General features: G+C 51.8%; 11 protein-coding genes. 6 read left to right on the top strand and 5 right to left on the bottom strand.

The annotated features are described in order from the left end of the window. Nucleotides 1–6: 6 nt before the first annotated feature. Entirely contained in the window at nucleotides 7–1,071 is a 1,065-nt protein-coding gene (locus TBC1_RS07345; protein WP_062040247.1) for a CobW family GTP-binding protein, read from the bottom strand. 186 nt (nucleotides 1,072–1,257) lie between these two features. Here TBC1_RS07345 and TBC1_RS07350 point away from each other — a divergent pair, with 186 nt between their 5' ends. Next, nucleotides 1,258–1,707: a DUF937 domain-containing protein gene (locus TBC1_RS07350; protein WP_062040249.1), complete on the top strand. Its 450-nt coding sequence runs from the start codon at nucleotides 1,258–1,260 to the stop codon at nucleotides 1,705–1,707. Nucleotides 1,708–1,815: 108 nt separating this feature from the next. Here the strand turns inward: TBC1_RS07350 and ggt are convergent, their stop codons facing one another. The 4 genes from ggt to TBC1_RS07370 all read right to left on the bottom strand — a co-directional run bounded on the left by ggt (nucleotide 1,816) and on the right by TBC1_RS07370 (nucleotide 9,077). After that, complete coding sequence (gene ggt, locus TBC1_RS07355) at nucleotides 1,816–3,504, bottom strand: gamma-glutamyltransferase (RefSeq protein WP_062040251.1); 1,689 nt, start codon at nucleotides 3,502–3,504, stop codon at nucleotides 1,816–1,818. A 47-nt stretch (nucleotides 3,505–3,551) separates the two neighbouring features. Then, nucleotides 3,552–5,417, bottom strand: a complete 1,866-nt coding sequence (locus tag TBC1_RS07360) for an ATP-dependent DNA helicase (RefSeq protein ID WP_062040253.1) — start codon at nucleotides 5,415–5,417, stop codon at nucleotides 3,552–3,554. A 131-nt stretch (nucleotides 5,418–5,548) separates the two neighbouring features. Further along, the gene (locus TBC1_RS07365) at nucleotides 5,549–6,793 is read right to left on the bottom strand and encodes a DEAD/DEAH box helicase (protein ID WP_062040255.1); all 1,245 of its coding nucleotides are present in this window, start codon (nucleotides 6,791–6,793) and stop codon (nucleotides 5,549–5,551) included. Between the two features lie 193 nt (nucleotides 6,794–6,986). Next, a complete protein-coding gene (locus tag TBC1_RS07370; RefSeq protein WP_062040257.1) occupies nucleotides 6,987–9,077 on the bottom strand; it encodes a BACON domain-containing protein in 2,091 nt (696 codons plus the stop codon). 391 nt (nucleotides 9,078–9,468) lie between these two features. On the opposite strand from TBC1_RS07370, the gene TBC1_RS07375 reads away from it, so the two are divergent. The 5 genes from TBC1_RS07375 to TBC1_RS07395 all read left to right on the top strand — a co-directional run bounded on the left by TBC1_RS07375 (nucleotide 9,469) and on the right by TBC1_RS07395 (nucleotide 17,048). Beyond that, entirely contained in the window at nucleotides 9,469–10,539 is a 1,071-nt protein-coding gene (locus TBC1_RS07375; RefSeq protein ID WP_172668850.1) for an efflux RND transporter periplasmic adaptor subunit, read from the top strand. After that, nucleotides 10,536–13,694, top strand: coding sequence for an efflux RND transporter permease subunit (locus tag TBC1_RS07380; RefSeq protein ID WP_062040261.1), 3,159 nt, complete (start codon nucleotides 10,536–10,538; stop codon nucleotides 13,692–13,694). The genes TBC1_RS07375 and TBC1_RS07380 overlap by 4 nt, the downstream gene beginning before the upstream one ends. Next, nucleotides 13,691–15,112, top strand: a complete 1,422-nt coding sequence (locus tag TBC1_RS07385) for a TolC family protein (RefSeq protein WP_172668851.1) — start codon at nucleotides 13,691–13,693, stop codon at nucleotides 15,110–15,112. The genes TBC1_RS07380 and TBC1_RS07385 overlap by 4 nt, the downstream gene beginning before the upstream one ends. Before the next feature lie 107 nt (nucleotides 15,113–15,219). Next, a complete protein-coding gene (locus TBC1_RS07390) occupies nucleotides 15,220–16,272 on the top strand; it encodes a sensor histidine kinase (RefSeq protein ID WP_062040265.1) in 1,053 nt (350 codons plus the stop codon). Beyond that, complete coding sequence (locus TBC1_RS07395; RefSeq protein ID WP_062040266.1) at nucleotides 16,269–17,048, top strand: LytR/AlgR family response regulator transcription factor; 780 nt, start codon at nucleotides 16,269–16,271, stop codon at nucleotides 17,046–17,048. Before TBC1_RS07390 ends, TBC1_RS07395 begins: the two co-directional genes overlap by 4 nt. Nucleotides 17,049–17,095 lie beyond the last annotated feature (47 nt).

Raw genomic sequence — 17,095 nt, forward strand, 5'->3', positions numbered from 1 at the left:
ACAGGGTCAACGGCTTAGCAGGGTGACACTATCCTGCAACTCCCCGCTGAGCAGTTTAACCAGGCTTTCCTCCAGCCGCAGCTTACCCAGGCTTTTGCCGATAAAAATCAACCGGCTGGCCCGCTCCTCATCTTCATTCCACGGCTCCCCGGCCGAGATCATGATATGGTCTCGCACCGACTGCACCACAACCTTCTGAGGCACTTTGTCGAAACTTACAATGCCTTTGATGCGGTAAATACCGGCGCCATAGTATTCGACCAGGTGATCGAGCCAGAAATTAAACTGATGGGGATCGAAATTGCGGGTGAAAGTGTAACTGTGCGATTCAATATCATGCAGGGCAGGACGCTGATCTTTCTGCACCAGGGCAAAACCTGCGGGTTTCATCACCCCGGATGAAAGCCTGAGTTTTCCTGCATTGATACTGAAGTCCTCGATCACTTTCGGCGCGTAGGTGTATGTATCAAGCAGGCTGGAACCGTTGACACTTCCAAAACTTGAATAAACCAATTCTGCAAAGGGATTGAACGACTTTACCAGCTCAGCGGCGCCGGCCATCTCCGCTTCAGTAACCAGATCCGTTTTATTCAGCACAACTATATCCGCGTAGCTGATCTGTTTGGCAGCCATGGCCGTATCGGCAGCAATGGGCCCGATATTCCTGGCATCCACCAGACACACCACGCTGTCGATGCGGTAAAACATTTCAATCTGCTCCGACGACATGAACGCTTGCACTACCGTGGTTGGATCGGCAATACCGGTGGTTTCCACAACCAGATGCGTCAGTTTGTGCCGGATATTGAGCAGATCAAACAGCAGCTCAGCCAGTTCGCCGTTGAGCGTACAACAGATGCATCCGTTCGACATTTCATAGATATTATCGCTTTCCACACCAACGATCAGATCGTTGTCGATCGGAATCTCCCCGAATTCATTTTCAATGACCGCGAATTTATGCTGCGGGTAGTTTTTAATCAGGTTGTTAAGCAGGGTGGTTTTCCCGGCTCCGAGAAATCCGGTCAGTATGGTTACCGGCAGCCGGTCGTCATCCATGTAGTCTTCCATCAGGGTTAAATTTGGCCTGCGCAAAGGTAATCATTTGCCATGCTTAAACACCCGTGGCAGACCCGCGAAAGATGTCAGGATGGATTGATCAGATATTCGGCCATTTTCGTGTAATATGTTGCAAAACATTCTGAAACCATGACAGAAAGCATTAAATTTAATCCTGATTTCTAAAACCAAACGATCATGCTCAATCAATTAATCAACCTGGTGAAGGAAAATGCCGGGGATGCCATTGTCAATAACCCCTCCATTCCCAACGAGCGCAACAACGAAGCCATTCAGACGGCCGCAAGATCATTGCTCAACAGCCTTCAGGGCCAGGCAAAGGGAGGCAACCTCAATGCCGTGCTCGATATGTTCAAAGGAAACGACAATGCCTCCTCCAATCCGATGGTAAATATTATCAGTTCGGGTGTCGCCGGCGACCTGATGAAGAAATTCGGCCTCGACAATGCCGCGGCAGCCAACATCGTCAACCAGCTTATTCCTGCCGTGATGGACAAACTGAAAAACAAGACCAACGATCCCAACGATAGCAGCATCAACCTGGATCAGATCATTGGCGCACTTTCCGGAAAGAAAGGCGGCGGACTGCTGGGATCACTGGCCGGCATGCTTTTCAAAAGAAAATAGAATTTCAGATATTTAGCCCGGAACAGCCTGCCCACTGCAGGCTTGCGGGGTTTACACTTACCGGCAGGAAAAAAAAACAACATCAGTGGCCTTATCAACCGGCATTTATTAATAGCCGGCCGCCTGCCCGTCTTTTCTTGACTCGGAAGCCCCGTAATAAACTTTTTTCACCGGGTCGGCCATGATTGCCTGATAACCGCCGAAGTCGCCATACGACCACCCGGCTTTATGCCCCATCTGCATCAGTTCGCGGATGGTTTCATAGCCGAACCCGCTTTCAAGCAGAATTTCGCCCCGGCCGGCCTTTCGCAACCCGGTCGGATCCGAAGATCCGGCATGGCTGATCCTGGGGGCATCGCCCGCCTCCTGCAGGTTCATCCCGAAATCCACCAGGTTCATGATGATCTGTACATGTCCCATTGGCTGGAAATCTCCGCCCATCACGCCGAAACTTACATACGGCCTGCCATCTTTGGTGATGAAGCAGGGGATAATGGTGTGAAACGGCCGCTTGCCCGGCGCGTAAACGTTCGGATGTCCCTCTTCCAGACTGAAAAGCTCTCCCCTGTCCTGCAGCATAAAACCCAGTCCGGGCGGCACCATGCCCGATCCCAGCCCCCGGTAATTGCTTTGTATCAGCGAAATGATATTGCCATCACGGTCAGCCACGGTCAGGTAGATGGTACCGCCTTCCATAGGCTCGCCTGCCTCAAAATCTCCGGCCCTTGATTCGTCAATCAACGCCCTCCGGCCGGCCGCATATTTTTCGGAGATCAACTCCTCAACCGGAACACGGGAAAAATCCATATCGGCATAATACCTGGCACGGTCTTCAAACACGAGCTTTTTAGCTTCCGTAAAAAGATGAATATGCCTGGCCGATCCGAAAGGAATCTGCGAAAAATCGTATCCTTCGAGGATATTCAACATCTGAAGTGCCGCGATGCCCTGACCGGAAGGGGGAAGCTCCCACACATCGTATCCCCGGTAATTCACCGAAACAGGGTCCACCCACCCGGAACGGTGTGACGCCAGGTCTTCGCGCGAAAGAAATCCGCCCTGACTCTTTATAAAATCAGCGATCACCCCGGCAATTTCCCCTTTGTAGAAGGCATCCCGTCCTCCCTCTATCAGTTTGCGGTAGGTTGCGGCCAGGGCCGGATTCCTGAATATATCCCCCTTTCCGGGAACGGTTTTTCCGTCAAGTGTATAGGTTTGCATTACATTCGGGAAGCGGCTTCCCAGCGAGGGGACCGAACGGCCCAGATACCAGGACACGAGTTCCGTCACCGGAAATCCTTTTTCCGCATACTCAACCGAGGGCATCAGAATATCCTGCACCGGCAGCTTTCCGAAGCGCGCATGCAGCTCGAACCAGCCGTCGACACACCCGGGAACGCTTACCGGCAGCGGCCCGTGCGACGGGATTCTGCCGATATTCAGGCTTTTGAGATGCTCAAGGGTAAGTCCCTGCGGGGAACGGCCGGAAGCATTCAGGCCGTAGAGCCTGCCACTTTTGGCATCCCACACGATGGCAAACAGGTCACCACCAATCCCGCAGCCGGTGGGCTCCATCAGCCCCAGTGCCGCATTGGCGGCAATGGCCGCATCCACCGCCGTTCCGCCCTTTTTCAGGATATCAATCCCGATCTGGGTTGCTAACGGATGACTGGTGGCCACCATCCCCTGCTGTCCAATGACTTCGGAACGGGTCGCGAAGGTTTTGCCGGTTATCCGGTCCTGCGCGGAAACACAGGTTGCAAGTATTGTTGTTAACAGCAAAAAAAATATCTTCATTGGTTCTGTTTTTTAAGTTTTATACTTCACTACCTCTGATACCGGCTTTATTTCTTCTTATTACGGGCCGTTTTCTTACGACCGGCTTTGAGTGCCTGCATGGCCTGCTCCAATTTCGTCATCAGTGTCCGAAGCTCCGTTTCATAATCCGGTTCCGGCAGCACGATTCCAAAACGCGCTTTCAGCCTGTCCGAAAGATCGATACATGCCTGAACGGCTTTCAGTTGTTCCTTTATGCCGGACGTCAGTTTCCGGATTTCCTTCCGGAGTTCTGCGCCGGCTTCAGGATCAGCGGCCGGATGATCCGGCCTGGATTGCCGGTTTTCAGCATTCAGAAGTACCGGAACTTTTGCGATCAGTTGTTTTCCTTTCCTCAGCTGGCGGCCGGCTGCATAAGCACCCAGTACCAGCGCCCTGCTCCGGCCCTTGCCGTTAAGTTGTTCCACCGCCGACAGCAGCATCAGCACGGCTTTGTTGTAATCGCGGTTGAGATAAGCGGCCAGGGCGCGTTTCAGATAATTGGTTGCCTTCCCCGATTCCAGCTCACTGACCAGAAGGGTTTCGGGGGTTTCCTGTCTGGCAAACTCCAGCACCACGGGATCGGTTTTTATGGAACGCGCATTCAGCGGGGTTTTCAGAAGCAATCCGTTAAACGCTGTACACCGGCTGAGGGCAACGTACACCTGCCCCGGGGCAAAAGCTTCCTCCAGGTCGGCAATGATTTTCTCAAAAGTAAGCCCCTGGCTCTTGTGCACGGTAATGGCCCAGGCCAGCTTCAGCGGATACTGCACAAATGTACCGATGGTCTCCTCCACCACCTTGCTTTCCTTGCTGTCCCATGAGTAACGGATATTCCCCCACTCCTCCCGTTCCACGGCAATGATATCGCCTTCTGGCAACTCCACGAATAGTCCCTCTTCCGATATCTCGATCACATGGCCTATCTTGCCGTTGTAGAAGCGTTTGTTCCTGTCGTTGCGCAGAAACATCACCTGGGCTCCCTCTTTCAGCTTAAGAATGGCGTCGGCCGGGAAACTGTTTTCGGGAAATGTACCTTCCACCACAGCTTCAAACCGCATCAGCGGTTCATCAATCTCACGCAGCCGCTTCTCGTTGGTCTCCTCCACCATGCGGTTGTGGGTCGCCAGAATGATATAATCCTCTTCCTCTTCGGGCGAAAAGCCGTGGAGGTAACGGCTGTTGAGCAGTGTCAGGTCTTCCGGCCCGAGACTGTTCACCCTGATTCGGTTGAGCAGGTCAATGAAATCCTGATCTGTCTGGCGGTAAATCTTCTTCAGTTCAATGTAAACCGGTTTCATATCCTGTATGACCCTTGCACTGAAAAAGAAGGGGCTGGTGTAGAATTGTCCGAGAATACTCCAGTCGTCCTGATTCACGATGGGCGGTAACTGAAAGCTGTCGCCGATCAGCACCACCTGCACCCCGCCGAAAGGGGTAAACTCCCTTTTCCGGAATACCCTGAGCAGGCGGTCGACCACATCAAGCAGATCGCAGCGCACCATGGAGATTTCATCGATAACCAGCAACTCAAGCCCTCGGATGATATCCAGCTTATCGCGGTGGTAACGGAAATGGTCGTTGATAATGCTTTTATCGGGATCTTCAGGCGGAATCCGTGTCCTCAGCCGCTTGTCGCCCGGCACATAAACACTTGGTTTGATATTGAAAAAGGAATGAATCGTTTGCCCGCCCGCATTCACGGCCGCCACGCCGGTAGGCGCCAGCACCACCATATTTTTGTTGCAAACGGTTTTCAGGTATTTCAGAAAGGTAGTTTTGCCTGTTCCCGCTTTCCCGGTAAGGTAGAGCATACGGTTGGTATGCATCACGAAATCAACGGCATAACGGAATTCAGGATTGTCGGCGTCGAGGCTGAAACTGTTGAGCAACATGGGATATCGGATAATCAGATTGCAGAATTGCGTCTCGCTAAATTAGCAAAATGACCGGGATTATGCCTGCCTGAAAAAAGAAAAACCTGCCGGTTTTAAGCAGCAGGTTTATTTAAGCGGTTTATCAGTTACTACCAGCGCTTACGCTGAAAGGGGCGATGATTCGCGCCGGAAGGCCGTGGCATGCGGTTGCGGTGGTGAACAGCTTCAGCCTGCACATCCATTCCCACCTGAGCGGCAGGTACACTGGCCACAAAGCCATTCATGCGTTTCACCTCGATCGAGCGGGGCAACAGCTTATTGATATCCTTGAGACTTCCGCGCTCTTCCGAAGCACAGAACGAAATTGCCGTGCCGGCCTCTCCGGCCCTGCCGGTGCGCCCGATGCGGTGCACATAGGTTTCGGGAACTTCCGGAAGCTCAAAATTGATTACATGCGAAAGCTTGTCAACATCGATGCCGCGCGAGGCAATATCGGTGGCAACCAACACCTTGACGGAACGGTTCTTAAATCCCTGCAGCGCCTTTTGCCTGGCCTGCTGTGATTTATTGCCGTGAATGGCAGCGGCGGAAATACCCAGCTTGTTCAGTTCACGGGTTACCTTATCGGCGCCGTGTTTGGTCCTGGTAAAAATCAGCGCCGTTTCAATCTCTTCAGAGGCAAAAACCTGTTGCAGCATGGCGCGCTTATCGGCCTTTTCAACATAATATACTGACTGGCTGACCATTTCAGCCGGTGCTGAAACCGGAGCCACATTCACTTTTACCGGTTTGTTGAGCAGGCTGTCGGCAAGCGCCCTGATTTCGTTGGGAATGGTAGCGGTAAAAAATCCGGTTTGCCTCTCAGCCGGAAGTCTGGCTATGATGCGTTTGATATCGGGAGCAAAACCCATGTCAAGCATACGGTCTGCTTCGTCAAGGATAAAAATTTCTATGGAATTCAGGCTGACGAAGCCCTGGTTCATCAGGTCGAGCAAACGGCCGGGGGTCGCGATCAGGATATCGATGCCTTTTCGCAGTATTGTCGTTTGAGGATTCTGTGAAACACCACCGTAAATAACGGTGTGGCGGAGTTTCAGTCCTTTGCTGTAGTCGCTGAAGCTTTCGCTGATCTGTATGGCCAGTTCGCGCGTGGGGGCGAGCACCAGTGCACGGATCCCGGAATTGTGCCCTTTACCGTTACTGTAAAGCCTTTGCAGAATGGGAATCGCAAATGCGGCAGTCTTTCCGGTTCCTGTCTGGGCTGTGCCGAAAACATCGGAACCATTTAAAAGATGGGGAATTGCTTTTTCCTGTATGGGGGTGGGTACTACATAACCCTTTTGTTTCAATGCCTGGGTAATGGGCGCAATGATGTTCAGATTTTCAAATGTCATGAAATATTAAATAAAGTGATCGCAGCCGGCAAACAACCGTGACTTATCGGAGAGTCCTGAGTTAAGTTCTGAAAGAATCGTGCATTAACGAAGGTTCGATGGGCAGGAAAGGATATAAACCTATAAATGAGAAACAGCTACTTTAAATGAGCTGCAAAGATACGCATTTAATAAACACCTTCGACAAAACGCATCAGTTGATAATAAGGGATGCCCATTGTGTCCCTGAATCTGATTTAAGTATCAGGAAATACCGCCCCTGTGCCGGTTTCCCCAGATCAAAAAACATTTCATTCTGAAGTACTGCTTCTCCCGACTTCACCAGCCTGCCGGCCTGATCGGCCAACAGCCAGCGGGTTTTGCCTCCTGCCAGTGACAGTCCGCTAATCCTTACCTGACCGCCGGAGGGATTAGGGAAGACTGTAAAAGTTCCTGCCTGGATAATTTCAACATTGGTCACCAGACCTTCCTGCAATAAGAGCACTTCCGCAGATGGACCGCCATTCAACGTAGAAACGGTGATTACGGCAATCCGGTCATCTTCCGAAGGATTCGCTTCATACACGGCACTGATCTGTCCTTCACCCTCGCCTGAAGCCTCCGCATTGCACCAGGTCGCATTGCAGACTGCATTCCATGAAGTATTTGAAAAAACGGAAAAAACGACCGATCCGGCATCCGGGGAAACCTGCTGCATCTCAGGCATTACGGCAAGGGTTGCCGCTGCAGCTTCCTGAACCAGCAACACCTGCTGATCCGGCGCTCCGGCGGCAGAAATTGTGATCGTAGCAGTTCTTGATGTGTTCACAGAATTGGCATAATACTCAGCCAAAAGAGCGGCACTGCCGCTTCCTTCAGGAGTAACGGTGCACCATTCCGCGTTGCTGACCGCCGTCCACACAGTATTTGAAGTTACGGAAAATTCCGCTGCCCCCGCTTCGGACGTCACAAACTGCTCAACCGGAGAAACCGATAAAACGGCGCTTGCTCCGGCCTGAACTACTGTAACAATCTCCGGATCAGCGCCCTCCGCGTTGACAGAAATCGTGGCTGTACGGGGCGACGAACCGCCATTGGCTTCGCATTCTGCAACCAGCATCCCGTTGCCACTTCCCGCCGGCGTTACCGTGCACCACCCTGCATCGCTCTGCGCATTCCAGCTGGTATTCGACACAACGTTAAATTCAGCGGTCCCGCTTCCGGATTCCACCTGTTGAGACTGGGGGGTAACGTTCAGCACAACCGCTGCACCCTGCTGTGTCAAAGTCACTGTCTGGTCAGCGATCCCAGGCGAAGAAACGGTAATCAGCGCCGACCGCTGCGAAACTTCCGTATTTTCAGCATACTGGGCGTTAAGTATCCCGCTTCCCGATCCGGAAGGCGTTACTGTGCACCACCCGGCATTGCTCTGGGCCGTCCAGCCAAGCGTGGTGGTAACTGTAAATTCCGCGGTACCGGCCTGGGATGTTACCTGCTGGCTGGCCGGCATTACCGACAAAACAGCCGCACCCTGCTCATAGGCGATGGCCGCACCAAATATCTCGCTGACAAACTGAGGAGCAACCAGCGCGGTGGCCGCGGCATTCGGGTGACTGTCGGTGTTGCTCACCGCGTATTGGGGCATCTGGTAACCATTGGCATCCGTCAGCTTGGCGAAATAATTAAAAACGTAAACATTCGGAGGCATGGCGCCCATCACAGGGTCAAGTCCCTGCGCCAGGGTATCCTTTGCCCAGGTACAGAATGACTTTGCCAACATCGCGGCATTCGGATTGGTATTTGCCTGATTGAGCGGGGCATTGGTCCATATGGCGAAAAAGTTTTCCGGATGCTGCGCCATCACCGAAACAATGCTTCGCCAGTGCCATTTATAATTATACACGGATTTTACCGTGCGGTTCAGCGTATCGGAAGGTTGTCCCCATCCGGTCATGGCCGAAGAGGGAAAACAGGATTTGACCACAACAATCTTATTGTTTGTGAGGATGGGTGTGATGTTGGCAGCTGGATCCTCCCCGTCGAATATGCGGTGCCAGCGTTCCCATTCGTTTTCCCAGGGATTAAGCGGCCACGACTGCCGCACCATGCTCACAGCCTGACTGCCGGTATAACCATGATTTGTATTATAAACCTGGATTTCCTGGGGGATGCTGGTGGGCGAACCGTTGGGCCCCCAGATGTTCTGACCGGTGGAGTGGGTCAGAAAGACCCCACTGCGGAAAAGGGTTTGCGCAAAGCTGAATAATGGAAATAAGATGACTGCAGTTAGTATAATTCGCTTCATATATAAAATCTCCTGATTTAAAACGAGAGAATTTGCAAGCCAGGGTTGTTCTTGAAAAGGTTCAGGCATCCCCTGCCCTATGAGTGAACGGCATGCGGATAAAATTGTTCAGCCCCGACATGAAAATCATCCCCTGATTCATTCCGAAGTACCAAATATACAACAAATTACAATAATAATCCAGAAAATACATACGCCTGTTTTGCATCCGGAATTCAACTTATGAAACGCCGCGAAATTAATTACCCTGAGCCACGGTTACCGGAGAATCATGCCTGCCGGGCCTATTTGCATTTCAACCGCCGATTTCAGCATCTCAGGAATTTTATTTAAAACCCGGCTCCGGAGCAGCCGTAATTTTGCATTTTCAATGTTAATCAACCATAAAAATATGACATCCATCAGAAGCATTGCATCAATCTGCCTGTTCCCCGGGCTGCTGGCCGGATGCAGCGGCATTTCACAAAAACCGGAAGAAATCGTCAGAAGCGTAAAAGTTGAAACTGTAGTTCCGGCCGATTCCCTGCTTGAGAAATCATTTCCGGGAATCATTACCGGAGGCGGTGAAATCAACCTGGCATTCAGGGTGGCCGGGCCGATTGCTCAGATTGCCGTGAAGGAAGGAGATTTTGTGAGAACCGGTCAGCTGATAGCCCGCATCGACCCGCGCGACTACGAAGTACAGCTGCAGGCGGCTCAGGCGCAGTACGACCAGGTGAAGGCTGAAGCCGGGCGGGTTACCGAACTGCACAACCGCCAGAGCGTTGCCGGCAATGATTACGATAAGGCGGTTGCAGGAGAACGCATGGTTACCGCCAAATTGAAAAATGCGAAAGACCAGCTCAACGATACCCGCTTACTGGCACCTTCACAGGGGTATATTCAAAAAATCAATTTCAGTGTGAATGAGCTTATCGACGCGGGGATGCCCCTGGCTACCCTGCTTGATGCCGGACAGTTCCGGGTGGAAACCGACATCCCGGCATCGCTGTATCTCCGGCGCGATGAAATCGTTTCATACACCGGCATACAACCAAACCTTCCCGAAAATCAATTTAAGCTTAAGCTGCTCAGCTTCAGTAAAAAAGCCAGCCATAATCAGCTTTATAAACTTCAACTGGCCATGGATTCCGAAGCCCGCTCAAAACTTGCCGCAGGAATGGATATTGAAGTAAAAATTCTGCAAAAAATCAGCGAAGGATCACAATTATGCGTTTCTCTCAGCGCGTTGTTCAACCGCGACGGTAAAACTTATGTTTGGATATACCAACCCGGTACGCAAACCGTGACCAGCCGTGAGGTAACCACAGGTAAGCTGACCGGCGACGGCAGAATCCGTATCAGCGGTGGTCTGAAGCCGGAAGAACAGGTGGTAGTAGCCGGAGTCAGCCTGCTCAGCGAAAACCAGAAAGTTGTCCCTGTTGAACCCGTTTCAGAAACCAACGCCGGAGGAATGTTATGATGCACATAACCGATTATATATTTCACCGGAAGGCGATATTCTATTTTATCTTCTTTGCCATGCTGGCCGGGGGTATCCTGGCCTTCCAGCGCATCAGCAAACTGGAAGATCCCGAGCTGGTGGTGATGCAGAGCCAGATTGTGACGGTTTACCCCGGGGCATCGGCCCATGAAGTGGAGATGCAGGTAACCAATGTGATCGAAGAAAAACTCAATACATTGGCCAATGTGGAAAGCATACGCTCCAAATCCATGGCCAATCTTTCAATAGTTGCCGTTACCCTTGAACTTACTGTTCCCCAGGATGAGATTGAACAACGCTGGGATTACCTGAGGCGCCGCATGAACGAAGTGCTGCCGGCATTGCCTGAAGGCGCTCAGCCACCCGTGATTTATGATGATTTCGGCGATGTATACGGCATGTTTTATGCCATGACGGCCGAAGGCTTCACCTACAGTGAAATGAGCCGTATGGCCCGTTATATCAAGCGCGAAATGCTGGCCGTTGAAGGGGTGGCGCGCGTTGAGATCTATGGTGAACAGGAACCTGTCACCGAAATCGTTTTCACTCCTTCGGGTATGGGCGAACTCGGCATTTACCCCCTTCAGGTGATGGCCGCCGTTAACGGCCGTACTTCCACCGTTTACCCGGGGCCCCTCCAAACCGGCGATCAGCGGATCGGTTTAAACGTGGACGGAAAGACAACCCACGCTAAGGATGTGGCCAATACCATGGTCAAAGGCATCAACGGCAACCTCTTCAAACTCTCCGACATCGCTGCTGTAAATGATACTTACAGCGACCCCTTGCGAAACACCCTTTACCTGAACAATCAGAAAGCCATCGGCATTTCCCTGTCGATGGAATCGGGCGAAAACATCGTCGAAGTAGGGAAAAGGGTGGAAAAACGACTGGCAGAACTGCAGCAAAACATGCCTGTTGGATACAATTTCGAAAAAGTATTCTTTCAGCCCGATATGGTTAAAAAATCCATCGACGGCTTTATGCTGAACCTTATCGCCTCGGTGGCCATCGTAATCCTGGTGCTGATGATTTCCATGGGACTGAGAAGCGGATTTATCATAGGAACAGGATTGATTCTTACGGTCCTGGCTACATTTCCCATCCTGCTCGCGGCCGGCGGAACGCTTCAGCGCATCTCGCTCGGGGCATTTATCATCGCCATGGGCATGCTGGTGGACAATGCCATTGTTGTGCTCGACGGCATTCTGGTGAACTTTAAAAAGGGAATCCCCCGACCTGCGGCACTTATAAATCCTGCAAAGAAAACAGCCTGGCCTTTGCTTGGCGCAACCTTTATCGCGGTGGCAGCCTTCCTGCCGGTGTACCTTTCGCAGGACGCTGCAGGCACCTATGCACGCGACCTGTTTGTGGTCCTGTGTATCTCATTGCTGATCAGCTGGCTGCTGGCCATGACCCAGGTGCCGCTGTTTGCCGGCCTGATGCTGAAGCCCTCCGCTGAAAAAGGCGAAGAAGCGCTCTTTACCGGAAAATCGTACCGCACACTTCGCAAGGTGCTATACAAACTGCTTCACTACAAAACCCTAACACTCACGGTATCGGCCCTGCTCCTGCTGGCCGCTGCCCTGAATTTCGGAAATATCAGGAAAACCTTCTTCCCTGACTTCAACTACAACCAGGCATACATCGAGTACCGCATGCCTGCAGGGGTGAGCCCCCGTAAGGTGCAGGATGACCTTAATCAGATCACAGCATATCTTAATTCGCTGGATGAGGTTAAAATGGTGGTTTCAAGTCACGGACAGACACCCACCCGTTACTGCCTGGTGCGTCCGCTGGGCGAAGCCGGCGATAATTACGGTGAACTGATCGTAAACTTTGACGATTATAAAACCATGATCCGGATGAAGCCATTAATTTCGGAATATCTTCACAGGAATTTTCCGGATGCAAGAACAAGGATCAGGAAGTATAACCTTTCCATAAAGGCTTCGCATACGGTGGAGGCCGAATTTTCCGGGCCCGATCCCGCTGTGCTCAGGGATCTCAGCCGGCAGGCCATGGATATTTTCAGAGAAAATCCTTATGTTGACCCGTACACCCTCGAAGAGGACTGGGAATCTCCGGGCGAAGCGCTTACTGTGCGTTACAATGCTCAGGCAGCCGGCAGGGCGGGCGTCAGCAGGCAGGATGTGAGCAATGCGCTGCTGGCAGCCACCGACGGATTGCCCATCGGCAGCTACTTTGAAGATCAGACCCGCGTGAATATCATGCTGAAACTGCGCAACAACGATGGTTCGCGCATCGAAAATCCCGGAGAAATCCCCGTTTGGAGCATGTTGCCCGATATTTCAGGAATCAATGAGCAAACGGTCAGGGAACTGATGACGGGAATTAAGTCGATGGATGACCTGAGCCGGGAGCTGGTAAGCCCGGTCCCGCTGAGCGCGGTCACACACGGCATTGACCTGACTTGGCAGGAGCCTGTTGTGCACAGGGTGAACGGGCGGAGAGCCATTCAGGTGCAATGCGATCCAAAAGACGGTTACAGTCCCGCCGAAACGCGCAGATTCAGCAAAAAGGCGATAGAAGCCATCCCGCTGCCCGCGGGCTATCAGATGCAGTGGGTGGGCGAACATGAACTTCAGGGAGACGCGCTCAGAAACATCTTCAGATTTCTGCCCATCTCCATTTTGCTGATTATCCTCACACTAATCCTCCTGTTCAACGATTTCAGGAAACCGCTGATCGTGATCCTTTGCATCCCCATGGCTTTCATCGGCATTGTTCCGGGCATGATTCTGGCGGGGCAGCCATTCACGTTTATGGCCATCATCGGCTCATTCGGGCTGATGGGAATGATCGTTAAAAACGCCATTGTGCTGATCGACGAAGCGCAAGGGCTGATTGCAGCAGGTATTGAAAAGCACCTGGCACTGATTAATGCTACCATCTCGCGCGCGCGACCGGTGATCCTTGCTTCACTCACCACCATCCTGGGCATGCTCCCTCTACTCACCGATCCCATGTACGCCAGTATGGCCGTTGCCATCATCAGCGGACTGCTGGTCGGCACCCTTATCACCCTGCTCTTTGTACCAATTCTTTACGCCGTTTTCTACGGGGTTAAACCCGCTTCAGTACCTGATAAAAATAACGACACATGCGCATGAACAAACTGATAATCAATTCCCTGATACTGATACTGGCGTTTGGCTCACAGGCTGCAGGGCAGCAGCAACTCAGCCCGGAGCAATGCCGTAAAATGGCCCTGGAGAAGAACGAAGACCTGAAGATTGCCGGCATGCAAACCGAAAAAGCAAACCGCATGCAAGCCGCCGCGCGTACACTCCGGCTGCCTTCGCTTTCAGTATCAGGCACAGGCATCTACCAGAACAAGGATTTTGAAATGGAGATGTTCCTGCCTACGCAAACTCCCAATCCATTGACCGGCCAGTTGGAGCCCAACATTATGGTCAATCCGCTGACCGGACAGCCGGTAATCGGCCCTGACGGCAATCCTGTTTTCAATATGTATGCCTGGCTGCCCCTCGAAATCAGTCTTAATGGCGCGTACCTTGCCGGCATCAGTCTTGAACAGCCTGTTTATGCGGGCGGCAGGATAAGGGCAGGAAATCAGATGGCTGATCTGGGGGTGGAAATGGCCGAAGAGAACACCCGCCTGCAACTGGGAAATACCCTGGAGGAAGCTGACCGCGCTTATTGGACGTTTGTATCGGTCAGGGGCAAAACCATGCTTGCCGAACAGGCGGTAATAATGCTTGAGGAACTGGTTCAACTGGCATCCAACAGTTATGAAGTGGGCATGGCCAGCCGCAACGACCTGCTGAAAGCACAGGCCGAACTCAATCAGGCAAAACTGAACCGGCTAAAAGCACAGCACGGGCTGGAGCTCAGCCGCATGGACCTGTGCCGGGTGACCGGCTTGCCGTTTGACACAAGGATCATAGTTACCGACACCATACAGGATACGGAAAGCTTAACTCCAACAACCGTGAATCCGGAACCCGCCAGGCCTGAAAACCGGCCGGAATACCAGCTGCTGCTGAAAAAGATCGGCATACAGGATCATCAGATCCGTATGGAAAGGGCAGAATTTCTGCCAACTGCAGGGGTGCGGGCAGGATACAACCACATCGGCGGAATTGAACTGAGCGGCACCGGCTTTGAAAATACCGGTTTCAATGTTTTGGCATCGGTCAGTATCCCGCTCTTTCACTGGGGTGAAGGCATACAGAAAATCAAAGCCGCCCGCCTCGAAAAGGAGATCAGGGAAACGGAGCTGACCAAATATCACCAACTGATGCTGCTCGAAGCAGAACAGGCAAGGCTTAACCTGATACTGGCTTCGGACCGGATCCGGATGAGCAAGGAAGCGTTGGAGCAGGCAAATGAAAACCTGCGCGTAAGCCGCGACAATTATGAAGTCGGCATGGGGACGATGAGCGACCTGCTGATCGCGCAAACACAATGGCAGCAAGCGCACAGCGAACTGATCGATGCCCGCTCGGAATACAAAATAAAAGAAACCGCCTGGCTGAAGGTTTCCGGCATGCTCAATGCTGAATAAAAACCAGCCCGCTGATGCATGGATTATAAAACATTTACGGCATGATCTGAATGCCGGGAATTCAAATATTCCGCTTCCTCATGAAAAAGAGCTAAATTTGAGCAGGTATGAAAACAAACAGCATGAACAATCACAACCTGCATTTCATCAGCCGGCTGTCGGATTACACCCTGAAAAGCGTACTGATCAGGATATCGCTGGTAAGCGCTACCGGCTGGCTGTTTCTGTTTTCTGCCTCCCGCCTTGCCGGCGACGGGACGGTAGAGGTTACACTCCTGAAATATTTACGCACTATACTGGTATTCAATATCATCAGCGAAGGAAATGTGCTTTTTGATCATATAGCTGAACGCTATCTGCCGATTCCTGAAAAAATCAGCCTCCGCATTGTCCTGCATGCCATAGTCAGCCTGCTGCTCGGAGTAGCCCTGCTGGCGGCTGTGGTGCTTACAGGGAATGAACCCCTGTTCTTTTCGAATCCCATCATGCAGATGATGATCCTGTTCGGACTGATCTTCACTTTTATCCTGATCCTGATCTCAGTCACCCTGCGCATCATCGACCAATGGATAAATTCCATCAGAGAACTCGAAGAGATGAAAAATCTCAAACTGGCCAGTGATTACAGTTCGCTGCAGGCGCAGCTTAACCCGCATTTTCTCTTCAACAACCTGAGTGTGCTGAAATCAATGATTACCTACGAACCGGAATCTGCCATACAATTTACCCAGAACTTTACCGATGTATACCGTTACGTTTTGCAGAGCAAGGATAAAAGCACGGTGAAAGTTTCGGAGGAACTCGGTTTTATCGGGGCTTATATTGCACTGCACAAGGAACGCATGGGAAACGCCCTGATTGTGGAAACAAATATCAGTAATGAAGCAATCAACCGGGAAATCCCGCCGCTCGCCCTTCAGCTGCTGATCGAGAATGCCCTGAAGCACAACATCGCCCTGAAAGACTCCCCGCTGCATATTGTCATCAGAAGCAGCGACAACAGCATTACAGTCACCAATAACATTAATCATAAAGAAGCTTCATGGTCCGGTAAAACCGGACTGACAAACCTGCAGCAGCGCTATGCCCTGCTCACGGGCCGTCCGGTTGAAGTCAGGCGGCAGAGCGGCTTTTTTGAAGTAGAAATCCCTTTGCTATGAACAGGCCGGTAAACATTCTCCTGATCGAAGATGAAGACTATAACCTCAGGCTGCTGGAGGGCATGATCCTCAAACTGCGCCCCGGATGGAAAGTTTCCGGCACGTTTGAGAGTGTAAAACGCAGCGTGGAATGGCTGAAACAGCATCCGCAACCCGACCTGATATTCATGGATATACAGCTGGCCGACGGACTTTGCTTCGCCATTTTTGATCAGGTTGAAGTCAGCAGCATGGTTATATTTACCACAGCCTATGACAATTACGCCATTCAGGCCTTTAAAGTAAACAGCATCGACTACCTGCTCAAGCCCTTCAGGGAAAAAGAGCTTGAAGAGGCCATCCTGAAATTTGAAAAATTCACGGGGCTTGCCGTTGACTTGCACCATACACCTGATTATCAAGACATTCTTGAAGCTATCCGGAAAGGGGTGAAAAAATTCCGCCGGCGTTTCCTGGTATCGAAAGGCGACGCCTACATCAGGCTGGAGGTATCCGACATTGCCTATTTCCATAATGAGAACCGCATCACCACCGCGGTTACGTTTAACAAGCATACGCACATCCTCGACTTTTCACTGGATGCACTAGAAGAGCAGCTTGATCCCGATGAGTTTTACCGCGCCAACCGGCAGCTGCTGGTCAATGCAAAGGCTGTCGACAGGGTGGAAAACCATTTCGGAGGCAGGCTTAAACTGCGCCTGAACCCGCCCTTTTCCGGCGACCTGATGGTCAGCCGCCTGAAAGCCATAAACTTCAGGCAATGGATGGGGAATTGAGGTTAGGATAAGATTGAGGTTGTGCTTCGGTTGGTCTCGGCTGGTCT

Origin of the sequence: Lentimicrobium saccharophilum (assembly GCF_001192835.1) — a bacterium.
Classification (GTDB): Bacteria; Bacteroidota; Bacteroidia; order Bacteroidales; family Lentimicrobiaceae; genus Lentimicrobium; species Lentimicrobium saccharophilum.